The sequence below is a fragment of the Nonomuraea deserti genome, assembly GCF_004348685.1.
Lineage (GTDB): Bacteria > Actinomycetota > Actinomycetes > Streptosporangiales > Streptosporangiaceae > Nonomuraea > Nonomuraea deserti.
The window spans coordinates 1-24,091 of the sequence record NZ_SMKO01000164.1; the positions used below are offsets into that span (position 1 = coordinate 1).

The 24,091-nt window shown below is 71.1% G+C and carries 19 protein-coding genes and 1 pseudogene; 12 read left to right on the forward strand and 8 right to left on the reverse strand.

Annotated elements, in window-relative coordinates; all coding sequences use genetic code 11:
• Positions 1-290 precede the first annotated feature (290 nt).
• Complete coding sequence (locus E1292_RS38360; RefSeq protein ID WP_132603033.1) at positions 291-3,188, reverse strand: ATP-binding protein; 2,898 nt, start codon at positions 3,186-3,188, stop codon at positions 291-293.
• Between the two features lie 163 nt (positions 3,189-3,351).
• On the opposite strand from E1292_RS38360, the gene E1292_RS55215 reads away from it, so the two are divergent.
• The 4 genes from E1292_RS55215 to E1292_RS38380 all read left to right on the forward strand — a co-directional run bounded on the left by E1292_RS55215 (position 3,352) and on the right by E1292_RS38380 (position 11,321).
• A complete protein-coding gene (locus E1292_RS55215; RefSeq protein WP_132603035.1) occupies positions 3,352-7,155 on the forward strand; it encodes a S8 family serine peptidase in 3,804 nt (1,267 codons plus the stop codon).
• A gap of 124 nt (positions 7,156-7,279) precedes the next feature.
• Positions 7,280-7,618: a hypothetical protein gene (locus E1292_RS38370; RefSeq protein WP_132603037.1), complete on the forward strand. Its 339-nt coding sequence runs from the start codon at positions 7,280-7,282 to the stop codon at positions 7,616-7,618.
• A gap of 3 nt (positions 7,619-7,621) precedes the next feature.
• A complete protein-coding gene (locus tag E1292_RS38375; protein ID WP_132603039.1) occupies positions 7,622-9,745 on the forward strand; it encodes a carbon starvation CstA family protein in 2,124 nt (707 codons plus the stop codon).
• Between the two features lie 355 nt (positions 9,746-10,100).
• The gene (locus tag E1292_RS38380; protein ID WP_132603041.1) at positions 10,101-11,321 is read left to right on the forward strand and encodes an MFS transporter; all 1,221 of its coding nucleotides are present in this window, start codon (positions 10,101-10,103) and stop codon (positions 11,319-11,321) included.
• Here E1292_RS38380 and E1292_RS38385 read toward each other — a convergent pair.
• From E1292_RS38385 to E1292_RS38395, 3 genes are all read right to left on the reverse strand, one after another.
• Entirely contained in the window at positions 11,287-12,168 is an 882-nt protein-coding gene (locus E1292_RS38385; protein ID WP_132603043.1) for a helix-turn-helix domain-containing protein, read from the reverse strand. The two genes, E1292_RS38380 and E1292_RS38385, sit on opposite strands and share 35 nt — an antisense overlap.
• 183 nt (positions 12,169-12,351) lie before the next feature.
• Complete coding sequence (locus E1292_RS38390; protein WP_132603045.1) at positions 12,352-13,176, reverse strand: aminoglycoside phosphotransferase/kinase family protein; 825 nt, start codon at positions 13,174-13,176, stop codon at positions 12,352-12,354.
• Between the two features lie 158 nt (positions 13,177-13,334).
• On the reverse strand, positions 13,335-14,585 hold the full coding sequence (locus E1292_RS38395; protein ID WP_220447265.1) for an SNIPE associated domain-containing protein: 1,251 nt from the start codon (positions 14,583-14,585) through the stop codon (positions 13,335-13,337).
• A gap of 111 nt (positions 14,586-14,696) precedes the next feature.
• Here E1292_RS38395 and E1292_RS38400 point away from each other — a divergent pair, with 111 nt between their 5' ends.
• Positions 14,697-15,161, forward strand: coding sequence for a GNAT family N-acetyltransferase (locus E1292_RS38400; protein ID WP_132603047.1), 465 nt, complete (start codon positions 14,697-14,699; stop codon positions 15,159-15,161).
• 16 nt (positions 15,162-15,177) lie between these two features.
• On the opposite strand, the gene E1292_RS38405 is transcribed toward E1292_RS38400, so the two are convergent.
• Entirely contained in the window at positions 15,178-15,648 is a 471-nt protein-coding gene (locus E1292_RS38405) for a hypothetical protein (protein ID WP_132603050.1), read from the reverse strand.
• A 39-nt stretch (positions 15,649-15,687) separates the two neighbouring features.
• Here E1292_RS38405 and E1292_RS38410 point away from each other — a divergent pair, with 39 nt between their 5' ends.
• The gene (locus E1292_RS38410) at positions 15,688-16,278 is read left to right on the forward strand and encodes a TetR/AcrR family transcriptional regulator (protein ID WP_165974965.1); all 591 of its coding nucleotides are present in this window, start codon (positions 15,688-15,690) and stop codon (positions 16,276-16,278) included.
• Between the two features lie 263 nt (positions 16,279-16,541).
• Here E1292_RS38410 and E1292_RS38415 read toward each other — a convergent pair whose 3' ends face one another.
• The gene (locus tag E1292_RS38415; RefSeq protein ID WP_132603056.1) at positions 16,542-17,762 is read right to left on the reverse strand and encodes a glycoside hydrolase family 16 protein; all 1,221 of its coding nucleotides are present in this window, start codon (positions 17,760-17,762) and stop codon (positions 16,542-16,544) included.
• 217 nt (positions 17,763-17,979) lie between these two features.
• Between E1292_RS38415 and E1292_RS38420 the strand changes: the two genes are divergently transcribed.
• The 5 genes from E1292_RS38420 to E1292_RS38440 all read left to right on the forward strand — a co-directional run bounded on the left by E1292_RS38420 (position 17,980) and on the right by E1292_RS38440 (position 22,276).
• Positions 17,980-18,963 (forward strand): BtrH N-terminal domain-containing protein, encoded by a 984-nt coding sequence (locus E1292_RS38420; protein ID WP_132603059.1) that lies wholly within the window; start codon positions 17,980-17,982, stop codon positions 18,961-18,963.
• Positions 18,964-19,084: 121 nt separating this feature from the next.
• On the forward strand, positions 19,085-19,747 hold the full coding sequence (locus E1292_RS38425; RefSeq protein ID WP_132603080.1) for a DNA alkylation repair protein: 663 nt from the start codon (positions 19,085-19,087) through the stop codon (positions 19,745-19,747).
• Between the two features lie 23 nt (positions 19,748-19,770).
• Positions 19,771-20,499 carry a Type 1 glutamine amidotransferase-like domain-containing protein gene (locus E1292_RS38430; RefSeq protein WP_281284126.1) on the forward strand — a complete coding sequence of 243 codons (729 nt, stop codon included), beginning with the start codon at positions 19,771-19,773 and terminating at the stop codon, positions 20,497-20,499.
• Between the two features lie 273 nt (positions 20,500-20,772).
• The gene (locus E1292_RS38435) at positions 20,773-21,489 is read left to right on the forward strand and encodes a class I SAM-dependent methyltransferase (RefSeq protein WP_132603065.1); all 717 of its coding nucleotides are present in this window, start codon (positions 20,773-20,775) and stop codon (positions 21,487-21,489) included.
• A 163-nt stretch (positions 21,490-21,652) separates the two neighbouring features.
• Positions 21,653-22,276: a hypothetical protein gene (locus E1292_RS38440; RefSeq protein WP_132603068.1), complete on the forward strand. Its 624-nt coding sequence runs from the start codon at positions 21,653-21,655 to the stop codon at positions 22,274-22,276.
• Between the two features lie 133 nt (positions 22,277-22,409).
• Here E1292_RS38440 and E1292_RS38445 read toward each other — a convergent pair whose 3' ends face one another.
• Both E1292_RS38445 and E1292_RS38450 read right to left on the reverse strand, forming a co-directional pair.
• Entirely contained in the window at positions 22,410-23,108 is a 699-nt protein-coding gene (locus tag E1292_RS38445; RefSeq protein WP_246090620.1) for a hypothetical protein, read from the reverse strand.
• 19 nt (positions 23,109-23,127) lie between these two features.
• A pseudogene (locus E1292_RS38450) lies at positions 23,128-23,592 on the reverse strand (SigE family RNA polymerase sigma factor); the annotation flags it as partial.
• A 23-nt stretch (positions 23,593-23,615) separates the two neighbouring features.
• Between E1292_RS38450 and E1292_RS38455 the strand changes: the two are divergent.
• Positions 23,616-24,091: hypothetical protein (locus tag E1292_RS38455; RefSeq protein WP_220447266.1), on the forward strand; the 476-nt coding region annotated here is incomplete at its 3' end.

A 24,091-nucleotide genomic window follows, 5' to 3' on the forward strand; every position in this document is an offset into this window, starting at 1 on the left:
GGGGCGGGGAGGCTGACTCCGAGCCCGCCGGCCGCGAGGACCGCGGTGTTGGCCAGCAAGAAGTTACGTCGTGACACCATGAGCGATCTCTGCTCCTGCGAGGGGGGACCAGGGAATGACATCGTTGTCATCTGCCAGAGAAAGTAACAACCTGACGTAAGGATGTCCATGGCGTAAAACCGCGCAATTGCCCCAGCAACTCCCAGAACCACGGCGCATCGCAGGGATCCCGCTGGTCAGTCGAGCTCGCCGCCAGTCCCGCCTTCGCGCGCACGCTGCTCCCGATCGGCTCACCCGGCCGGCAGGGCGAGCCCGCGCAGCTCCTTCCGCGACGGCAGGCCCAGCTTGCGCAGCACGCTGGCGATGTGGCTCTCCACGGTCCGCCGCGACAGGAACAGCTCCGTGGCGATCTCCTGGTTCGTCTTGCCCGCCGCGGCGAGCAACGCCACCTCGCGTTCCCGCGCAGACAGCGTGCGCCCGTGCGAGGGCCGCCCGCCCCGCCACGGGTAGGGGATGGGTACGCCGTTCTGCCGCATGGCGCGGCAAGTCCGCGCGACGTCCCGGTCCGCGCCCATCGACCCGTACAGGCGCAGCGCGCTCTCCAGGCAGTCGCCGCCCGCGGGGCCGCGCAGGCGGCCCAGCCGCTCGGCGGCCTGGGCCTCGTCGTAACGCAGCCCGGCGTCGCCCAGGGTGGTACGCGCCGCGACCAGCAGCCGGTCGGCCTCGCGTTCGTCGCCCCGCGAGCGGGCCAGGACGGCCCGCGCGGTCAGCAGCGCGGCCTGTGCGGCCGGCGCTCCGGCGCCCTCGACGCCGGCGGCCAGCTCGGCCACCAGCCCGGCCGCCTCGCCGGCCTCGCCGAGCGCGTCCATGGCGTCCACCAGGCACAGCACGGTCTCGGCGCCCCACACCCAGTTGCCCTTCGCCCGGACCAGGGCGAGCCCGGCGGTGGCCTGCTCGGCGGCGGCCGCAGGGTCCTCCAGGGTGAGCAGGAGCCGCGACAGCGCCATCCGCGCCGGGACGAGCGGCCAGACCGCGCCCACCCGCTCGGCGACGGCGATCACCTCGCCCAGGCACGCCGCGGCGTTCTCGGCCGGCCCCGTGGCCGCCAGCAGCGTGCCGTACAGCAGCCGCGAGTCCAGGAACGCCGCCGCGAAGGTGGCCGACGGGCCCGCCAGCCGGCGGGCGCGGGGCTCCAGCCCGTCCCAGCGTCCCGCCGCCCGGTCCACGGCGGCGGTGACCAGCTCGACGACCTCCGCCACGCGCAGGTACTCGGCCTGGTCGGCCACCTGGCGACCCTCGGCGAGAAGGGCCTCGGCGCGGTCCAGCCGCCCGATGTGCAGCGCGCCCTGCGCCCAGTTGAGGCAGGCGCGGGCGTGCTCCCTGGGCACGGCGCGGAGCCGGTCATCGCGCAGCAGGTCGTCGATCAGCCGCCAGCTGCCCGGCTCGCCCTGTTCGAGCAGGAGCGAGGCCCGCGCGATGCGGACCGCGATGTCCACGTCGCGGTCGCCGCTGCGGCGGGCGGCCCGCTCGGCCTGGTCGCAGCGGGCGGCGTGCTCGCGGACGTGCCGGTCGGGGACGGTCTCGGGCGCGGCGAGCACGGCGAGCGCGCGCCCGAGAAGGGCGGGCCGGTCGCCGAGGTCGTCCACCGCCCGCTCGATCTGCAGGTAGCCCGCCCGCGCCTCGCCCTGCTGGCGCAGCAGGCGGCCGAGCGCGAAGCGCAGCTCTCCGCGCAGGTGGGCGGGGAGCGGCTCGGTGGCCAGCAGGCGTTCGAGAATGGGTACGGCCTCCGCGTGCGCCAGCCCGTCGACCGCGGCCCGGCCGAGCTTGACGGCCAGCCGCACACGCACGTCGCTGGACAGCTCGCCGGTCTCCAGCGCCCGCAGCAGGAACCTCGCCGCGGTGGCGTCGTTGCCGTGGGCGAGCGCGGTGTCGGCGGCGGCCTCGGCGTTGCCGACGAACTCCGCCGTGCGCCCCGCGAGCCGGTAGTGATGGGCGAGCCTGGCCACGGGTCTGGGGCCGGGCCCTCGCTCCAGGGCCTGCGCGGTCTTGAGATGCAACCAGCGCCGCCCGGAGACGGGCACCGACTCGTACACGATCTGCCGGGCCAGCGCGTGCCTGAACCGGCAGCGGCCGTCCTCCTCGTGCAGCAGCCCGACCGCCTGCGCCGTCGCCAGGGCCTTGGCGATCTCCTCCGCGTCGCGGCCGGTGACCTCCGCGAGCACCCGGTCGTCGGGCGTCACTCCGATGACGGCGGCGGCCCCCAGAATCCCCCGCACCGGCTCGTCGAGCGAGGTCAGGCGGCGCACCACCACGTCGCGCAGCACGGTCGGGACCGCGAGGTCGGCCAGCACCTCGGGGCGTCCGGGGATCTCGCTCGCGGGCAGCCGCTCCAGCAGCGTGCGGAGCACCTCCTCCACGACGAACGGGATGCCGCCGGTCGTCTCGTGGAGCGGCCCGGCGAACGTACGCGGGAGGTCGGCCTTCAGGATGCCGCCCGCCAGTTCCTCCACCTCGGGCGGGCTCAGCGGGGTGAGGCTGATCGCCCGCGCGGGGCCGGACGGCGCTCTGGCCAGGGCCTCGCGGATGGGCAGCGGGCCCGTCTCGGTCCGGGTCGTGAGGATCACCGACAGCTCGCGCGGCTGGTGGGAGGCGAGGAAGGCGAGGAAGTCGTGGGTGCCGCTGTCGGCCCAGTGCACGTCCTCCAGGACGAGCACCAGCGGGCCGAGGTGGTCGAGCAGCGCGACGGCGGCCCGGAACACCCGGTGCCGCTCCGCCCGCTGGTCGGGTAAGGCGGGCAGCGGCGGCGGCAGGTGCTCGGCGATCTCGGGCAGGAGCGGCGCCAGCGCCCCGATCACCGGGTTGGCCGGGCGGGACGCGGCGAGCTCGTCGCCGACCAGGCGGAAGGCGTCGAGCAGCGGCGACAGCGGCAGCGGCTCCTGGAGCTGCTCGCACTGGCCCACGAGCGTGCGGACCCCGGCCGATCCCCCGGCCGATCCCCCGGCCGCTTCCGGCGCGGCGAGCAGCTCTCCCACGAGCCGGCTCTTGCCGATCCCCGCCTCGCCCTCGACCAGGGCGAGGGACGGCGGGGCGGCGATGACCGTACGGAGCAGGGTGAGCTCGGCCTGGCGCCCGACGAGGACGTCGGACAAGGAGCCTGAGGGGGCGACGCGGGGCTGGCCGAAGGGCATACGTCACCCTCCCACCTGCCCCGATGGCGATATATCAGCTTAAACAGGCTACCGGATCCAGTTATGGTCAAAAATCCGTATTAGCTACGGATGTCCCCCACCTCGCCCGTCACTAGCGTCTCGACCGTCCGCGTGATCGGCGGCGACGCACTGAGGGGCGACGATGGACCTGTCCACATCACCTGGATCTCCTGGATTCACCACGTTCGGACGCCGCCGGCTGGTGGCGGCCATGGCGCTCACGGGGCTGGCGCTGGCCGGAGTGACCGCGCCGGGCCAGGCCACCGCGGCGGCCGGCGCGGCGGAGCAGAAGACCTACATCGTGCAGATGACCCCCGACCCCGTGGCGACGTACGAGGGGGACGTCGCGGGGCTGGCCGGGACCAAGCCCGACCAGGGCGAGAAGATCGACCCCGGCTCCAGCGAGGTGACGAGGTACGCCGGCCACCTGCGCGGCAGGCACGACGCCGCGCTGAAGAAGGTGGGCGGCACGAAGATCTACGACTACGTCTACTCCTACGGCGGGTTCGCGGCCCGGCTGACCGAGGAGCAGGCCGCCGGGTTACGCGCGCTGCCCGACGTCGTGGCCGTGACCGAGGACAGGAAGGTGCCGGTGGCGACGTCGTCGACGCCGTCGTTCCTGGGTCTCGACAAGCGCGGCGGCCTGTGGGACGAGCTCGGCGGCCCCACGGGCGGCAGGCGGGGCGAGGGCGCGGGCGACGGCCTGGTCATCGGCGTGATCGACAGCGGTATCTGGGCCGACAGCCAGAGCTTCGCCGACCCGGGCCCGGGCGGCAGACCGTACGGCAGGGTGCCCGGCTTCCACGGCACATGCCCGCGGAGCAGCCCTGACGAGTCGTGGACCGGCGCCCTGTGCAACGGCAAGCTCGTCGCGGCGCGGCACTTCAACGCCGGCTGGGGCGGCGACGAGGGCGTCAGGCAGGCGATGCCGTGGGAATACCTGTCGCCGCGCGACTACAACGGCCACGGCACGCACACCGCCTCGACCGCGGCGGGCAACCACGGCGTCGAGGTGACCGGGCCGGCCGCGGTGTTCGGCTCGATCAGCGGCATCGCGCCGCGCGCCAGGGTCGCCGCGTACAAGGCGCTCTGGTCGACGGAGGACGCCTCCACGGCCAACGGCTTCTACTCCGACCTGGTCGCCGCCATCGACCAGGCGGTGGCGGACGGCGTGGACGTCATCAACTACTCGGTCTCCGGCACGAGTTCGGACCTGCTCGACCCGGCTGAGGTGGCGTTCCTGTCGGCGGCCGAGGCGGGCGTGTTCGTGGCGGCCTCGGGCGGCAACAGCGGCCCGGCCCCTGGCACCGTCGCGCACCCGTCCCCCTGGGTGACCACGGTCGCGGCGGGCACGCACGACCGCGGCACGCGGGGCTCGGCCACGCTCGGCGACGGCACCGCGCTGAGCGGCGCCTCGCTGGCGGCGGTCAGCGCGGGCCCCGCGCCCCTCATCGACTCCACCGCCGCGGGGCTGCCGGGCGCGGACGCGACCCGGCTGGCGCAGTGCCACGCCGCCAGGGACAACGGCGGCCAGGCGGTGCTCGACCCGGCCAGGGTCAAGGGCAAGATCGTCGTATGTGACCGCGGGGAGACGCCGCGGGCCAACAAGAGCGTCGCCGTCGCCGAGGCGGGCGGGGTCGGCATGATCCTGGCCAACACCGACGACAACTCGCTCAACGCCGACCTGCACGCCGTGCCGACGCTGCACGTCGCGCAGAAGGACCGGCAGGCGGTCAAGGACCACGCCGCCGCGGACGGCGCGACGGCCACGATCCAGCAGGCGAAGATCGTCGATGACGCGCCCGCCCCGTACACGGCGGCGTTCTCCTCCCGAGGGCCGCTGACCGCCGCCGGCGGCGACCTGCTCAAACCCGACCTGACCGCTCCCGGGCAGGACATCCTGGCCGCGTACGCGCCGCCGGGCGCCAACGGGTCCGCGTTCAACGTCGCGAGCGGCACGTCGATGGCGGCGCCGCACGTCGCGGGGCTCGCCGCGCTGCTGAAGGACCTGCACCCGCGCTGGTCGCCGATGGCCGTCAAGTCGGCGCTGATGACCAGCGGCTCCGACGTGCTCGACGGGCCCGGCCACGACCCGTTGGTGATCTTCGGCCAGGGCGCCGGCCACGTCGTGCCGGACGGCGCCGCCGACCCCGGGCTGGTCTACGACAGCGGGATCAAGGACTGGCTGGCCTTCCTCTGCGGCTCGACCAGCGGCGTCGAGGAGCGGACCTGCGAACGCCTGGCCGGGAAGGGCCACTCGTTCGAGGCCGGCGACCTGAACGTCCCGTCCATCGCGGTCGGCCGGCTGCCCGGCACGCGTACGGTGACCCGCGAGGTCACCAACGTCGACCGCCGCACCGCCACCTACACCGCCTCCACGACCGGGCTGGAAGGCGTCGACGTCACGGTCGAGCCGCGCCGGCTCACCCTGCGGCCGGGGCAGACCAAGTCGTTCACCGTGACGCTCACGCGGACCACCGCCCCCATGAACGCCTACGTGGGCGGGCAGCTCACGTGGCAGGACCGCCGGCACACCGTGCGCGTGCCCGTCGTCGTACGGCCGGTGCCCGAGGCGTGGGCGGCCGTCCACGGGGTCGCGGGCGGGGAGGACACCGCCGGGCACCTCGCCCTCGATCCCGGGGGCGAGCGGGTCTACGTGTCCGGCGCGAGCTACGGCTCGCAGCCCGGCGTGCGCAGCGCGCGCATCTCGACCGTCGCCCACGACGCCGCCACCGGCGCCGAGCTGTGGAGCGTGTCGTACGCGGGACCGGCCGGCACCTTCGACGAGCCGGCGGGGATCCAGGTGAGCCCCGACGGCGCCCGGCTCTTCGTCACCGGCATCAGCGCCGGCGAGGACACCGGCAACGACGCCGTCACGATCGCGTACGACACGGCCACGGGCGAGGAGCTCTGGGTCGCGCGGCACAACGGGGCGGCCAACGCCTCGGACCGCGCCAACGCCCTAACGGTCGGCCCGGACGGGACGCACGTCTACGTCACCGGCATGACCTCGCTGGGCGCGCCCGGCAAGGACGACTCCTTCACGGTCGCGTACGACGCGGGCAGCGGGGAGCAGAAGTGGGCCGCGCACCACAACGGGCCCGGCGACGGCACCGACTCCGCCCGGGTGATCAAGGCGACGCCCGACGGGTCCAGGCTCCTCGTTTCCGGCCAGAGCCGGGGCACCGGCACGGGGCTGTCCGACTGGGGCACCGTGGCCTACGACGCCGCCACCGGCGAGCAGCTCTGGACGGCCCGGCACAACGGCCCGGCGAACGGGATCGACATCCCCGGCGGCATGGCGGTCGCCGCGGACGGCGCGTCGTTCTTCGTCATCGGATCCAGCGCCGGCGAGACGAAGACCGACATGACGACGATCGCGTACGACACCGCCACCGGAAAGGAGCTCTGGGCGGACCGTCACGACGGCCCCGCGCACGGCAGCGACACCCCGCACGACATCGCGACGGGGCCGGACGGCACGGTGTACGTCACCGGCAACACCGAGGGCGAGGGGACCAGAGGGGACTTCACCACGATCGCCTACGACCCCGCGACGGGCGAGCGTACGTGGGTACGGCGCCACAACGGCAAGGCGAACCATCAGGACTTCGCCTGGGACGTCGCCGTGACGCCGGACGGCGGCAAGGTCGTCGTCACCGGCCAGGGCATGAACGACCCGTCCGGAGCCGACGAGTACCTGATGAAAATCGACTATGTGACGATCGCCTACGACGCCGCGACCGGCGAGCCCGTCTGGACCGGCGAGTACGACGGCCCCGCCGGCGCGTCGGACATCGCGCACGCGCTCGCCGTGGACGCCACCGGCGACACCGGGGTGCGGATCTTCGTGACCGGATCGAGCACGACGTCCGGGGACCTGCTCTCAGGAACGGAGGTCGACTTCACCACGGTGGCCTATTTCGAACCGTGGAGGAAACCATGACCCGCTGACCGTGCGCCCCCGGCCTTCCTTGGCCGGGGGCGTACCGTCGATCGGGTTTCAAGGGCCATTACAGCGGGTAAGGCCGACGTTAATTTCTGAGCTACCTGTTATTCAGGAGCACCAGATGTCCCGAATCACGTTGACTCCTGCCGCACGTGAAGCGCTGGGCGACGAAGATGTGGTGTTCTTCGACTGGCACGTGACCGGGCTCTGCTGCGCGGACGCGGGCGAGTTCTCGGTCCGGCCCCTGCGCCGCTCGCGACTGCCCCGGCGCGCACGCCCGCTCGGGACCGACCTGGTGTACGCGCATCCCACCGCCTGGGTGCATCTCACCGACATCCCCGTCACGATCGACTGCCGTCCGCTGTGGCGCTGGCGGCGATTCACCACCGATCTGCCGCCGGACGCCGGACTGCGCTGCTGCCTGGGGCGCCCCCTGTATGGCTCTCTAGATGGGAGGTAACCGGTGAAGCTGCGTTCCATCATCATCTGGACGGCGGTCGCCCTCGTCGGTGCCGCGGGATGGGCCGTGCTGGCCCTGTCCAGGGGCGAGGAGGTCAACGCGGTCTGGCTGCTGGCCGCCGCGCTCGGCTCGTACGCCATCGCCTACCGCTTCTATGCCCGCTTCATCGTGCGCAGGGTGCTGGGCGCCGACGACCGGCGCGCCACCCCGGCCGAGCGGCTCGACAACGGCATCGACTACCACCCGACCGACCGGCGCATCCTCTTCGGCCACCACTTCGCCGCCATCGCCGGCGCGGGGCCGCTGGTCGGGCCCGTGCTGGCCGCGCAGATGGGCTTCCTGCCCGGCACCATCTGGATCGTCGCCGGAGTGATCTTCGCCGGGGCCGTGCAGGACATGGTGATCCTGTTCTTCTCCATGCGGCGCAACGGGCGCAGCCTCGGGCAGATGGCCCGCGACGAGATCGGGCCGGTCGGCGGGGCGGCCGCGCTCGTCGCCGTCTTCGCCATCATGATCATTTTGCTGGCGGTGCTGGCGCTGGTCGTGGTCAACGCCCTGGCGCAGTCGCCGTGGGGTGTCTTCTCCATCGCGATGACCATCCCGATCGCCCTCTTCATGGGGTTCTACCTGCGGGTGATCCGGCCGGGCAAGGTCGTCGAGACCACCGTGATCGGCGTCGCGCTGCTGCTGCTGGCGATCGTCGCCGGCGGCTGGGTGCAGGACTCGAGCTGGGCGCCGTTCTTCACGCTGAGCCCGTCGGCCCTGGCCCTCTGGCTCATCGCGTACGGGTTCGTCGCCGCGGTGCTGCCCGTGTGGATGCTGCTCGCTCCGCGCGACTACCTGTCGACGTTCATGAAGATCGGCACCATCGCGCTGATCGCGATCGGCATCGCCGTCACGATGCCGACGCTGAAGACCCCGGCCTTCACCGACTTCGCGTTCAGCGGCGAAGGGCCGGTCTTCGCCGGGTCGCTGTTCCCGTTCGTGTTCATCATCATCGCCTGCGGGGCCCTGTCCGGATTCCACGCGCTGATCTCGTCCGGCACGACGCCCAAGATGATCCAGAAGGAGACGCAGGTCCGGATGATCGGCTACGGCTCCATGCTCATGGAGTCGTTCGTGGCCGTCATGGCCATCACGGCCGCCTGCGTGCTGACCCCCGGCCTCTACTTCGCCATGAACTCCCCGGCCGGCGTCGTCGGGGCCACCGTCGAGAGCGCCGCCCAGGCGGTGACCAACCTCGGCTTCGTCATCACGCCCGAGCAACTGACGGCGGCGGCGGACGCCGTACAGGAGGAGACGCTGATCGCCCGGACGGGCGGCGCGCCCACCCTCGCCGTCGGCATCTCGCAGATCTTCTCCGGCTTCCTCGGGGGAGCCGGCTTGCAGGCGTTCTGGTACCACTTCGCGATCATGTTCGAGGCGCTGTTCATCCTCACCACCGTGGACGCCGGCACCCGGGTGGGACGGTTCATGCTCCAGGACACGATCGGCAACCTGTGGAAGCCGATCTCCCGGGTCAGCTGGTGGCCCGGCCTCATCGTCACCAGCGCCGTCGTCGTGGCCGCCTGGGGCTACTTCCTCTACCAGGGCGTCAACGACCCGCTCGGCGGGATCAACCAGCTCTTCCCGCTGTTCGGCATCGCCAACCAGCTGCTCGCCGCCGTGGCGCTCACCGTGGCCACCACCCTGCTGATCAAGAGCGGGCGGCTGAAGTGGGCCTGGGTGACGGCGATCCCGCTGGCCTGGGACGCCGCCGTCACGCTCACGGCCAGCTGGCAGAAGGTGTTCTCGCCCGATCCGACGCTCGGCTTCTTCTCCCAGCGCGACCGCTACCAGGCGGCCCTCGACCAGGGGCAGCTGCTCGCACCCGCCAAGACGCAGGGCGAGATGGAGCAGATCGTGCTCAACTCCACCATCGACGGCATCCTGGCCGCGCTGTTCGCGATCCTCATCATCGTCGTGATCCTGGACGCGCTACGGGTGTGGATCCGGGTGATCAGGAGCGGGGAGACGCTGCCGACCGCGGAGGCGCCGTTCGAGGAGTCCAAGATCCTCGCGCCTGCCGGTCTCATCGCCACCCGGGAGGAACGCGCGATGATGGCGAAGGCGTCACCCGACGGCTGATCGGGCCGCTGTTCCGCCCGTGCATGCCTCGCCAACAATCTGGCGACTCCCGGCCAACGACAACGGCGCGAATCTCGTGAACGCTTGAACCGAGCGCTTCACGACGAGGGGAGGAATGCCATGCGCACGCTCGGCTGGGGCTAGAACAGGTGAGACGACAGCACTCGGGGTCCGGTCCTCGAGTGCTGTTACCACGCACGCAACCGTCGTGGGCGGTGTGCACGCCCGGCGTACAAACTGTGCACTCCATGCCGTTGCCCACGGCAACGGCCGCCCAGCATGGTGAAGCAATGCCGACAACGAGAAGCCTGGCGGTCATCGGGGCCGTCGCTGCCGCGGGCGCGCGGACCGAGTGATGGCCACCTTCGCCGGCCTTTTCACGGTGCGGGAGTTTCGCTACCTCTACCCGGCCTATGCGCTCTCCTACGTGGGCGACCAGCTCTCGTCCGTCGCCGTGGCCATTCTGGTCTTCGACAGGACCGGCTCGCCGGTGGCCACCGCGGTCGCGTTCTCCGCGGCGTTCCTGCCGTCCGCGCTCGGCCCCGTGCTGGGTTCGCTCGCCGACAGATTCCCGCGCCGGGGCCTGCTCATCGTCTGCGACCTGGCCAGGGCGATACTGGTCGCGGCGCTGGCGTTGCCGGGCATGCCGATCGGCGCCGCGATCGCCCTGCTCTACCTCGCGCACTTGTTCACCCCGCCGTTCATGAGCGCTCGCGCCGCGCTGATGCCGGACGTGCTCGGCGGCGAGGCCTACATCGCCGGCAACGGCCTGACCAACCTCACCTACCAGATCAGCCAGGTGGCCGGGTTCGCCATCGGAGGCGCCGTCGTCCTGCTGGTCACGCCCGCAGGTGCGCTGCTCGCGAACGCCGCGACATTCGCGCTCTCCGCGGCGCTCATCTGGCGGGGCATCCGGCCCCGGCCCGCGCCCGAGAGCGAGGGCGCCCGCTGGTCGCCCCTCAGGGACGCGGCGGCAGGGGTGCGCCACGTGTTCACCGACCCCTGGCTGAGACAGTGCCTTCTCCTGGTCTGGCTGGTGTCGGCCTTCGCCTTCAGCACCGAGGCGATCGCCTATCCCCTCGCCCGCGAGCTGGGCGGCGGCCCGCCACTCGCCGGGGTGCTCATGGCCACCATCGCCCTCGGCTACGCGACCGGGGCGACGGTCCTCACCCGGTGGACGCGCCCGTCCGTTCGCGACCGCGTCACGGTGCCGCTCGCCGTGCTCTCCGGGCTCGCCCTGCTGCCCATGCTCGCGCACCCGCCCGCGCCCGTGGTGCTCGCCCTGCTGTTCTGCTGCGGTCTGGGATGCTCGTTCAGCACGCCGCTCAACGCGATGTTCATCCAGCGGGCCGCGCCGGCCTACCGCGGACGCGCCATGGGAGTCGCGATCGCCGGCATCGCCGCCGGCCAAGGCGGCGGATTCCTCCTGGCGGGATGGGTCACCGAACTCGGCGTCACCGCCTCGGCCACGGTGGGACTGTGCGGGATCGGCGCCCTCGCCTCCGCGGTGTGCTGCGGCGCCGCCTACGCGTCCGCAGCGGCTACTCCCGTGGCGTCCGAGCCGTCCGGTACCTGAACTCCCGCGGCGACTCGCCATAAACCATCCGGAACGTACGGCTGAAGTCCGCCGGCGCGCCGAAGCCCCACCGGGCGGCGATCTGGCGGATCGGCACGTCGGCCAGAGCCGCGTCGGCGAGGTCGCGACGGGCACACCTCAGCCGCTGATCGCGGATGAAGCCGGAGACCGTGTCGCCCTCGTCCTGGAACAACCGGTGGAGGTAGCTCACCGAGATGTGGTGCGCCCCCGCGATGGAACGCGGGGTCAGCTGGTGGTCGTGCAGGTGGCCCTGAATGTAGGCGCGTATCCGTCCGGCGAGGTCCTGCCGCCGGCAGCTCGCCCGCCCGCCGGCGCCGGACCCGAGCATGTTGGAGAAGCACACGGACACGAGGTCCACCAGCACCATCCCCAGCCGCTGCCCGTCGGCCGGGCTGAGCGACAGTTTCTCGTCGGACAGGGCCTCGACGAACCTCTTCAGCAGCTCGTACACCCCTCCGTCGGCGGAGACGCCATGCCCGAGCACCGCGTCCATGGCTGGGGCCCGCAGCGGCAGCACCGGCTTCGGGATGATGACCACGGCCACCTCGAGGCCGCCGCGCCCGTCGGGCCGCAGAACCATCTCGTCGAGCCGGGCGAGGTCGTGCGCGTAGAGATCGCCGGCGGTCACGGTGTCCTGCCGCCCGGCCCACGTCGCGCTCACCGTGCCGCGCACGGGCAGGATGAGCTGGATCGCGTCCTCGCCCTCCGACCTCCCCCAGGCGGTCTCTCGCCGTAGGCGTACCAGGCGGTACCGCCGCACCTCGAGGACGGCCACGCCGAGATCGACGACACGCCCGCCGATGAAAGGCGCCCCACTCCCGCGCACTCGTGTCCTCCACACGCAGCGTCACGGCACGACCCGACACCTCGACGACTCCCACCGTGATCCCTCGCGGGTCCGCTCGGGAGGCACGCCCTGCCGGGCTCGGTACGCCTCCGCCACGCCCCGAGTCATGTGTAGGGCGGCGCGCGTTTCCTCAGCGTTTCGCACCGGGGCGCCCCCGGACCTTCACGAGGAGCGCATCAGGAAGCGCAGCTGGTCACGGAGCCCCGCCTCGAAAGCGGCCTCGCCGTGCTCGCGGGCCCAGATCATCATCCACATCGCGGTCAGCGCGTAGCAGGACGCCTGAAGGGCCAGCTCGTCAGCCGTGGGCCGGCGGCCGTACCCGTCGAGGAACGCCTCCCCCAGCCACGGACGCTCCCGCCAGACACCGAAGGAGAGCCGCGCCAGATCGTTGATCCAGACCTCGGTGGCCGCCCACTCGAAGTCGACGACGTGCAGCCTGCCCTCGCCCGTCAGCCAGTTCCTCGGCGTGTAGTCCAGGTGGCACGGCACCCGCGCCGGCCGCGGCAGCCCGTCCAGCTCACGCACCCGTGACCGGACGAAGTCCAGCTCGCCCCGCTCGATCACGCCTGCGCAACGGGGGACCCAGTGCTCCAGCCGGGCCCGCCTGGCCGCGGCGAACCCCTCACACGGTTCGGGCGGCGCCGCCTCGTGGAACCGCCGCAGCAGCACACCGGCCTGGTGGTGCCCCTCGGCCCCGACGTCCTGCGCGTGCGTGCCGGGAACGGCCGAGAGCACCAGCGCCTGGAGCTCGTCGTCGCAGGCACGCAGGCGCGGCGCATGGCCGCCCAGGACGGGCACCCAGTGCCGGTACGCGAACGTCTCGCGCGCGTAGCCGTCCTTCCGGCGGTGGCGCTTGGCGTACCACGTCCGGCCGGCGCGGTCGCGCACCCGCAGCACGCACGTTGCGCCGTGCTCCCACGACACCTCCCGCTCGACGTGAGAGACGCCCAGCACCCTGCCGACGTAACCCTCCAACGCGACGCGCATGGAACCCCTCCTCGCACCAGCCCGAGCACCAGGTGCTCGCAGCCGACGCGCGCGCTGCCCATCCGTTCGGCCTCCAGTGCCGCGGCGTCCTTCAGCACGCCGGGCACCTCGGTGACGCAACCGGGAAGAGCTTCGCCGGAGGACCACCCATTCGATCGTCAGGTCGTGCCCGCGGACTGCCGCCATTCCAGCGCCTCGGCGGTGTCGCGGTATTCCAGCAGGCGCCGGCCGGCGATCGCCCGCAGCAGGTCGCGCACCTCCGCAGGGGTCGCGCGGAAGAACTCGCGCCTGAGGTCGACCTTGTTGAGGCGCCGATCGTCCAACGCCGCGTGCAACCGCGCCTCCAGCTCCACGGCGTCCTCGCTGAAGATCAGCGCGTGCGTGTCGAACCTGAACGGCACCGAGGCGTCGCCCAGCTCGCGCACCCTGTCCTCCGGCTCCAGCCGGCGCGTCATGCCGATCTTGACGACGTCCTCTCCGAACGCCCCGAAGTTGGAGATCACGTACACGTACCCGGCCCTGGTGTTCGCCTCGCGCGCCTCGACGGCGGCGACCGCGGCGCCGAGCCGCGCCAGCTCGGCGCCCAGCTCCGCCACGCTCTCCGGGGGCCCGTCGCCGTTCCGCACCAGCTCGGCCAGCGCCGCCCGGCAGCGCGCCTCCTCCTCGCGCAGCCGCTCCTTCTCCCGGTCGACCTCGCGGCGCGCAGCCTCCTCCTCCCGCTGCCGCTCCCGCTGCGAGCGGACGAGCTCCCTCTCCTCCTCCCGCTTGGCCAGGTAGTCGGCGGTGAGCTGCAGCTCGTAGATCCGGGTGCGGTGATATTCGGGGCTGACGTGGATGCTCATCGTCCGCCCCAGCCGCACGATCGTGTCCACGGCCTTCTCCAGGCGTTCGATCGCGGACTGCAGTTTGTACGGCCGCATCGTGCGCACGCAGTTGTCCGCCTCCGCGTTGTAGGCCCGCGCCATCAGCTTGGAGAAGTCGCGCACCATCTTGCGCCCCTCGGCGACCGACCCGCCCACCTGCCTGCCGGTGGTGCCGACGACGACCCGCCCTTCCCTGGCCATCTCCTTGATGCGAGCCCTGACCTGCGCGAGACGCTCTTTGTAGGCGACCGCGTCGGTCAGCGGGTGGCGGTATTCGTAGACGCCCACCTCCTGCAGCAGCGCGGTCTCCTCCGTCCACACGATCCGCTGCTCGGCCTCGCGCAGCCGCCGGGTCACGTCGTCGAGGGCGGCGCGCAGCCCTTCGTGCTCGGCGCGCAGCCCTTCTGTCAGCTCCGCGATCCGCACGGCGTCCATCCCGGCCAGCCGTTCCATCCAGGCGCGCAGGCGGGCGTTCTCCTGCTCCAGGCGTCTGCGGCCGCCGAACAGCCGCCAGCCGGGAGAAGGATTGAACCGGTATCGGACCATAGGCGCTCCTCGCAGGTGAGACGACAGGCCACACTGGAGAGATAGCTGTGCGCCCCCGAAGAGTTACAGTACGCACCGGCCGGCCGCGCAGCCCTGACCTATGGTTCTCCCATGACCGCAGACACCCTCCGGCTGGTGCCGATCACCCCTGCCAACATCGAGACGGCCCTCGCCGTGCAGGTCCGCCCCGACCAGGAACGGCTCGTCGCGCCCGTGGCGAAGTCGCTGGCGGAGGCGTACGTCCACCAGCAGGTCGCCTGGCCCCGGCTGGTCCTCGACGGCGACCGGCCCGTGGGGTTCCTCATGGCCTTCATCGACATCGACTGGAACGGCAAGGGGGTCGACTTCCGGTCGGGCCTGTGGCGGCTCAACGTGGCGGCCGACGCGCAGGCGCGCGGGGTCGGCCGCTTCGCCGTCGAAGCCGTGGCCGCCCACCTCAGGCGGCGCGGCAACACGCGGATGTACGTCACCTGGCACCCGGGCGACGACGGCCCCGAGGGCTTCTACCGCGAGCTCGGCTTCCATCTCACGGGCGAGGAGAGCGACGGCGAGACGGTGGGGGCGCTGGACCTGTAGCGGCGGTCGCCTGTCCTCATCCGGAGTGCCGCCGGTGTGCGGCGAAGAACGCGCGGGCGGAGGCCGGCAGCCAGAGGGCAGCGATCATGGCCAGATGGATGACGTCGCCGGAGATGACGGCCCAGTAGTACTCCGAGCCGGCGGCGGCGGAGATGAAGCTGGCGAGGGTGGCGATGACCAGGTAGACGGTGAGGGCGATGCGGGCCCAGTGGCGGCCCTTGAGCGCCTTGAGGACGAACCAGACGACGAGGACGACGTCCAGGGCATGCAGGACGATCGCGTAGACGATGGCGGCGTTGACGGCGAAGTCGAGATTGGCGGGGTCGAGAGCGGGGTTGTTACGCATGATCGACGCGCTGGTGAAGTCGCGGTCGACGGCCATCTGCACCGGTAGGGCGATATAGAGGACGACCAGGACGAGCGTTTGGGGAACGAGCAGGCGGAGAGCGGCGGGAACACCCTTTTCTTGGTACAGTCGTACTACCATAAGGACAGATGCTAGCACGACTGAGCTAACATGGGTTCCATGCCCAGGCTCATCGACCATGAACAGCGCCGCGAAGAGCTCGCCGAAGCAGCCTGGCGAGTGATCATGCGCCACGGAGTGGGCCACGTCTCCGTGCGTATGGTCGCCGCCGAGGCGGGTGTCTCCGCCGGATCGCTGCGCCACGTCTTCAGGACGCAGAGCGAACTGCTGGTCTTCACCATGCAGCTCGTGGTCAATCGCGTCCGCGCCCGGATCACCGCCATCCCGCCACAACCCACCATCAGGCAGGCCGTCGAGGCCGTGGCGCGCGAGTTGCTCCCGCTCGACGACGAGCGGCGCGCCGAGATGGAGGTCAACATGGCGCTGTTCAGCGCCGCCACCGCCGAAGAGAGCCTCAGAGGCCCCCGCGCGGAGGCGCACGAGGCCCTCCGCGACACCTGCCGCTGGATGATCGACCAGCTCGACAACGGCATCGACCTGGCGCCGGGGCGAGACGTGCAACTGGAAGCCCTACGACTGCACGCGGTCATCGACGGACTCGCCGACCACCTGGTCTACGAGCCGCCCACGGCGGACACGAGCTGGGCGACCAGCGTCCTCACAACGCACCTCGACTCGCTGAAGACGTAAGCGTCCCGCGGGACCACCGCCTCCCCCTCGCAGCCGGATCGGGGAGGCGGGCCGCTTCCCCCTCGCAACCGGATCGGAGAAGCGCGGCGGCGTTGACCCACTCTGCTGTCGGCGCTGGAAGTCGTCGAACGCGATGTCCACGCCGGAGGGATCACCGGTACGCTCCGCCTGGTCAACCCCGGCTGGAACGACAGCGATCACGTTCGGGTGGAGTTCCGGGGTGGCTCTCACGGCAACGGCATCCCGGCGAGGGAACGCACACCTCAGGAACGGGTCCACTTCTGGTTCGACGCGCCGGTGCAGTCCCACAGTTGCAGCCGCGCGCCGTTGGCGGTGTTGCGGTCCACCACGTCCACGCACCGGTTGGCCGCGATGTTGACGAGGTCGCCCGCCGGGCTGAGCGTGAAGCGCTGGGCGCCGGTGCCGTTGCACGTGTAGAGCTGGATCGGCGTGCCGTTGGCGGTGCCGGCCGCCGCCGCGTCCATGCACTTGCCCATCGCGCGGACGGTGCCGTCGCCGTTGATGGACCACTGCTGGGCGACGGTTCCGTTGCAGTCGTACATCTGCAGCGGGGCGGCGTCCACGGGGTCGGCGCGGGGGATGTCGATGCAGCGGCCGTTCAGGCTGGACCTGAGCACGGAGCCGGATCCCGGCCCGCCGTCGGTCCACGCGGAGACGCGGACGTAGTCGATCAGCATCGTCTGCGGGAAGGTAGTGCTGGAGTTGGGCGGGCCTGGCCAGTTGCCGCCGACCGCCACGTTCATGATCATGAAGAACGGGTGGTCGAACACCCACCGGTTGCCGCGAAGGCTGGCCGGGGTGATGCGGAAGTATTCCGCACCGTCCAGATACCAGATGATGAGGTCGGGCGACCACTCGATCGCGTATCTGTGGAAGGAGTCGCCGAGCGGCCCGCCGATCGTACGGCTGCCGCCGATCCCGCTGCCGCCGGAGTAGCCGGGGCCGTGGACGGTGCCGTGCACGGTGTTCGGGACGCTGCCGATGTTCTCCATGATGTCGATCTCGCCGTCGTCAGGCCAGTTGCGCCCGCCGAGCATCCAGAACGCGGGCCAGATGCCCTGGCCCCTGGGGATCTTGATGCTGGCCTCGAAGCGGCCGTACGTCTGGGTGAACTTCTCGGCGGTCAGGATCCGGCCGGAGGTGTACTGGCAGGTGCCGTAGTGGCACTGCAGGTTGGACGGGTTCTCCCGGCGGGCGGTGATGGCCAGGTGGCCCTGCCCGTCGTGGTAGACGTTGCGGGTCGAGTCGGTGTAGTACTGCAACTCGTTGTTGCCCCAGCCCCCGCCGCCGATGTCGAACTTCCACTTGGAGCCGTCGACGGACGTCCCGGCGGCGGCGTTGAACTCGTCGGACCAGGTGACCGGGCCGATGTCGGCTTCGGCCGGGTGGGCGCCGGTGACCAGGCCGCCGGTCAGGGCGACGAGCATGGCCGTGGCCGCGAGGAGGAGCCGGGGTTTGCGCATGGAGACCTCCGGTGTGTGGTCTTTGCCCCCCGATCAAGTGGATGTAATATCAGCGCTCCTTTATTGTCAACAAGAAGCTTTACTTATTATTTTCCTTCGCCGGCCGCGGTGCCACGCAGCCGGCCAGGGCGTTGGACTCTCCCACGGTGGGAGGCCTCATGGTGTACCCCAGCGGGAGGGGCGACCGGACGCCGCGTCAGCATGAGGAGAGCGACACATGACCATCGTGAAGGACGTCGAGGCCCGTGGCTTGCGCCACTGCGAGACGACGGCGCTGGGGACGCTGTTGCGGCATGACGGACTCGACCTGTCCGAGCCCATGCTGTTCGGGCTGGGTTCGGGCCTGTCCTTCCTCTACTGGGACAGCAAGGGCATGGCCTTCCCCTTTCTCGCGGGCCGCGTCAGGCCTTTCGACCTCACCAGAAACCTGGCCGCCAGGCTGGGCCTGACGTTGCTGGTCAAGGAGACCACCTCGCCGCGCAGGGCGTGGGAGAACGTGGCCGCCCCCATCGACGCCGGCCGGCCTGTCGGCCTCCAGCTCGACTCCTACCACCTGGACTATTTCCGCTCCAAGGTGCACTTCGGCGGTCATGTCGTCGCCATGTACGGCTACGACGAGCACGACGTCTACCTGGTGGACACCGACCAGCAGGGAGGAGCGGTCCGCACCAGCCGGGCCGGCCTCGCCAAGGCGCGGGCCGAACGCGGCCCGATGACCGCCAGGCACCGATCCTTCACCATCACCCTGCCGGCTCACCCGCCCTCCTGGCAGGACCAGATCATCCCCGCCATCAAGGACTGCGCCGGCGCCTTCCTCGCCGCCCCCATCGCGAACCTGGGCCACCGCGGCATCGAGAAGGCCGGCCAGAAGGTGCCCGGATGGTTGCGGCGCGCCGGCGAGCCGCAGCAGGATCTGCCGCAGGCCGCCCTGCTCATGGAGAAGGGCGGCACCGGCGGCGCCCTGTTCCGCGCCCTCTACCGCGACTTCCTCGACGAGTGCACCCGGCTGATCGACCACAGCGACCTCCGCACCGGTCACCGGCTGTACGCCGAGGCCGCCACCCTGTGGACCGGCGTGTCCGCCCTGATCGCGAAAGCCGGGGAGAGCGGCGACGCCGGACACCTCCAGCAGGCCGGCGTCGTCCTCCACGATCTTTCACGGATCGAGAAGGACGCCATGCAGGCGCTTCGCCGGTTGTAGCCCCACGAGGAGGCCGTACGAGCACGGGCGTGCACGACAGGAAGCCGGCTTCCGTCGTACGCTCGACCGGGCACGTGATGGACAGGAGGCTGAGGTGGCCGAGACGACGGTGGCCGAGGTGATGGCCGAACTGGCCGAGCTCGAGGACCCGAAGGCACGCGCGGTCAACGAGAGACACGGTGACGACCACGGCGTCAACCTCAGCAAGCTGCGCGCGCTCGCGAAGCGGCTGAAGACGCAGCAGGAGCTCGCGCGCCGGCTCTGGGAGACGGGTGACACCGCGGCGAGGCTGCTGGCGCTCCTGATCTGCCGCCCGAAGGCGTTCGAACGTGACGAGCTGGACGTCATGGTGCGGGAGGCGCGCACGCCCAAGGTGCACGACTGGCTCGTGAACTACGTGGTGAAGAAGAGCCCGCACTGCGAAGAGCTGCGCCTGGCCTGGTTCGCCGATCCGGATCCGGCGGTCGCGAGTGCGGGCTGGGCGCTGACCGCCGAACGCGTGGCGAAGAAGCCCGAGGGTCTCGACCTCTCAGGACTGCTCGACGTCATCGAGGCGGGGATGAAAGACGCCCCGGACCGCCTGCAGTGGGCGATGAACACCTGCCTGGCCCAGATCGGCATCGAGCACGCCGAACTCCGCGCCCGCGCCATCGACATCGGTGAGCGCCTGGAGGTGCTCAAGGACTACCCGACTTCCCCGGGCTGCACGTCTCCGTTCGCGCCCGTCTGGATCACCGAGATGACGCGCCGAGCCGGCCAGGAATCCGGCCGCAGGGGAGCGTGACCTCGATTGACGGCGCAACCACCATGATCAGGGAACCGCAGATCCTGGCCTGTTCCGGCGTGTTGTTCCCCCCAGCGGGGTTCCGGCACGTCGGCGTTCAGATATGGCAGGCGAGGCAGTTGGCCGGTGTGCGAAAACCGCGGATGTGCCTCATCGCGACGGCAGTGGGTGACTCGCGGGAGCACATCGACGGCTGGTGCGCGCGGGCCGCGTCGTTCGGCGACACGGACCTGTCCTTCCTCCAGTTGTTCACGCAGCCGAACGTGAAGGACGTGCGGGCGCATCTCCTCGCTCAAGATGTGATCTTCGTGTCAGGTGGCAGCGTGGTGAATCTGCTGGCGGTCTGGCGTGCGCACCGCCTCGATGAGATCTTGCGGGAGTGCTGGGAGAAGGGTGTCGTGCTGGCCGGCCAGAGCGCGGGCAGCCTGTGCTGGCATGCGGGCGGTGTAACCGACTCCTTCGGCGACGACCTCGACGCGCTCGACGACGGCCTGGACTTCCTGCCGTTCAGCAACGGTGTCCATGACGACTTGGGCGATCAGCCCCGGCGGGCTCGCTTCCGCGAGTCCGTGGCGCACGGCACGCTGCCGGCCGGATACGCCACCGAAGACGGCGTCGCCCTGCACTATGTGGGCACCGGGCTGCACGAGGTCGTGAGCGTGCTCCCCGACCGGAACGCATGGTTCGTCGAGGGCGACGGTGAGGGCGGGATGAGGGAGCAGGCCCTGCCGGCGCGCTGCTGGGTTCCTTGAGCGTCGCAGCCGTCGCCGGCAACCCGCACGGACGCCCGGACCGCTCCGCCCGGAGAGCCGGGCTGGTCGCGGATCGCGGCGAGTGAGACGTCCCCCTGCCGTTCGAGCAGGCTGAGCAACCGCTGCCAGTCGTGACCATGGGGGCAGGGCGCGCGTGGCCATGGGCCTTCCGTGACGGTTCCGTGCTGAGCCGGACGTGTCGGCGAGGCCGGCCGCTCACCGGCCCCGGCTTCTCTCCGCCTCGCTCTTCGCTCTGGAGTAGCGTTGCCCGCCATGACCGACTTCATCTCCCTCCCCTTCTATGACCTGTTCCACGAAAGCGGACATGTGCCAGGCATCCGCGAGAAGCTGCCCTCGCTGCTCGCCGGGGCCCAGCGGAGCATCCTCGAGATCGGCGCGGGCACCGGCCTGATCACCACCTCGATAGCCGACTGGACACCGGCCGAGATCTTCGCGCTGGAGCCCTCGGCCGGCATGCGCGGGATGTTACTGTCCCGGCTGAGTGCCCGTCCGGAGCTGCTCAAGCGCGTGACCGTGCTGCCCTATGACGCGCTGAGCGTGGACCTGGACGAGCCGGTTGAGGCCATGGTGATGATCAACGTGATATACGCCCTGGATCCGCACTACCGCAAGCGGCTCTGGCCGGTGCTGGCGACCCAGCTGGAACCCGGCGGCCTCCTGGTCTTCACCTGGCACGACGGCGGTCCCCCTGCGCCGGGTCCCCTCAAGGAGTTGGACACGCGGCAGGTGGGCCGGCACACGTACACCATCCTGTCGGAGATCACCGAGTCGGACGGGGAGAGGTGCAAGGCCCGCTACCTCTACCGGATCACGGAGAACGACAAGGTCATCAGCGAAGAGGAGATCGTCGGCAACGCCTACCGTCCCGAATGGGACGTGATCGAGGGAGAGCTGGTCAGCGCGGGTTTCGTCCAGACTGACGCGCCCGAAGGGCTGCTCGCCTGGCGGCTCGGGCTCCAGCAGTTCTGATCGGCGATCACCGAAGCACGGTACGACAGGCGTCCTGGCCCGGCAGGGCGCCCTGTCAGCCGGGCCCTCGTCGACGTGGCTGCGCGTGACCGTGATCGGCTCCCGTCGAGCCCGGCGACCGGAGCCCTGACCTCGACGGCTCGCGGTCGGTACGCTGATCGTCGTGGGAGCTGGTGAGGCGTCTCTGCGCCTGAAGGACGTGACGTCGGCGCTGGAGACGGCACTCACCGCCCTGAGGGTCGCGGGGGCCGGCCCGACGTACCGCGTGGGTGGCACGAGCGCCGCTCTGCTGCAAGGTGTTCGGCTTCCGGTCGGAGACGTCGACCTTCTGGTGGCTCGGAGGAAGGACGTCGACGCGTTCGCTGCCGCCCTGTCGTCCTTCCCCCTCCTGTACGCGGCGTCGTGGATCCCCGATAGTCAGCAGTATTTCGCCAGGTACGACGTACACGGGGTCCATGTGGAGATCAGCACGGTCGAGCGGGAGACCGACTCCGACGGGATGGAGTGCGTCGGCCGCGGCCCGTGGCAGCACTACGTGCTGGTCGCGTGCGGCCCGCATCGCGTTCCCGTGGTCCGCCTGGAACTGCGGTTGGCCACGGAGCTCCTTCGTGATCGGCCCGATCGGTACGAACCGCTGCTGGATCACATGGCGGCGCGGGGATTCGATCGAGATCTCCTGAATCGTGCCATGACCGCTCGCGGCCTTTCGACGGAACGCCGGCGCACGGTCAACGACCGCCTCGCTCGTTCCGCTCCCCGCTCCCGCCAAGCGCCTTCCGCACCATGACGCGGCGGTCGTCCGTGAGCGGGCGGCAGGCGTGGTGCCGCGGCGAGATCCGGTCATGGGCCGGGCGGGCGGGAAGGCGGCCATCTGCGCGACGGCGGCACGATGCGCAGACGGCCGGGCATCCTGACGGAGGTCAGAGGGTCGAGGCGAGCCCCTCCGCGATCTTCCTCAGCTCGGCGGTGACGGCCTCGGCGCCGGAGAAGTCCTCGGCGTACACGGGACTGAACATGATCTCGGCGCGCTGCCTGTCGCCCATCCTGAGGAAGAGCGTGGGGGTGCCCTTCATGCCGTCCTCACCCACGTGCTGGATGACCAGGTAGCCGGTACGGTCGCCGATCGTCACGTCCTCACCGTCGGCCTCGTCGCGGTACTGCTGGATCCGGTCCTCGACCTCCTGGACGGCCGCTTCCTCGTACATGTAGATCTGGACGCAGTAGGAGCCGTTCCTGTCGCCATCGAAGTTGTACGAGGTCGAGTAACGGTCGCCGAAGTTCACCGACCAGTGCGACCATTTCAGCCGCTCGGGCAGATAACCCACCTTGACGTGCCCGAATTCCTTTCCGTCGCCCAGGTCTCCGAGCTCCGGCGGTTCGGAGCGGACCGGCGGGGTGTCGTCGATGGCGGGCGGCTCCAGCGTCGCGGAGATCGTGGGCTCCGGCCCGGTCGTGGCCACCGAGCCGACGGTCACGTACCCGATGGGCGCGGCGGCGGTGACGGCCACCGACGTGGCCAGCGCCGCGACCCTGGCCCTCTTCCGCCTGCTGCGGGAGGAGCGCACGACCCGCTCCGCCAGGTCGGGCGCGACCTGCAGCCTCGCCGTCTCGTCCGCCATGATCTGGCGGATCTCCTCCTCAAGCGGGCGTATCCCTGATCACTCCTTCCACTGATTCCCGGCCGAGCGCGGCGCGGAGCTTGGCCATGGCCTTGGACGCCTGACTCTTGACGGTGCCGGCCGAGCATCCGAGCACGTCGGCGGTCTGCGTCTCGCTGAGGTCCTCCCAGTACCGCAGGACGATCACCGCGCGCTGCCGGGGCGGCAGGGCGCGCAGCGCCTCCATGAGCACGTGGCGCAGGTCGAGATCGGTCGCGCGGGCCGATCTCTCCGGCGGGCTGTGCATCGGGATGATGCTGAGGATCGCCCGGCGGGGGGCGCGGCTGATAGCGGCGTTGATGATGACGCGGCGCACGTAGGGCTCGGGGCTGTCGTGGCGCACCCGGTCCCACCTCCTGTACGTACGCTCCAGCGCTGTCTGCAGCAGGTCCTCGGCCTCTGTCTCGTCACCGCAGGCGAGATAGGCGACCCGCAGCAGGTCGTGGCACCGAGCCCGCCAGGGGCAGCGTGAACCTCGTACGGGATGAGAACTCGTTCCGGCTCGCGGGGCAGCGGCTGACGTACGACGAGGTGCAGCGCCTGCCCGCCGACCCGGACGACCTGAAGGACTGGCTCAAGAGGGCGGGCCAGGTCAGCCGCGTGGCGAACGGCTCCCTCGACGGCTGGGTCGCGAGCTCCCTGCCGGAGATCCTGCACTCCCTGCCGGCCCCGAAGCAGGTCCGCGCCGCCGCCTACCAGGCGCTGCTGACGATGCCGGGCGTCCGCGCCGGCGGCAACGCGAAGGACACCCTGGGCAGATCCGGCGCCGCAGTCCTGATCGACAGGACGAGCAAGGGAAAGAGCGGTACGAGCTCGGTCAAGCTCAGGCTGATCGTCGACACCGGCACGATGGTGCTGCTGTCCCGGGACCAGACGGTCACGTTCGACGGCAAGACGCTTGGGGGCAAAACGTACAACGAGACGCTGGTCGAGGTCGGCTGGAC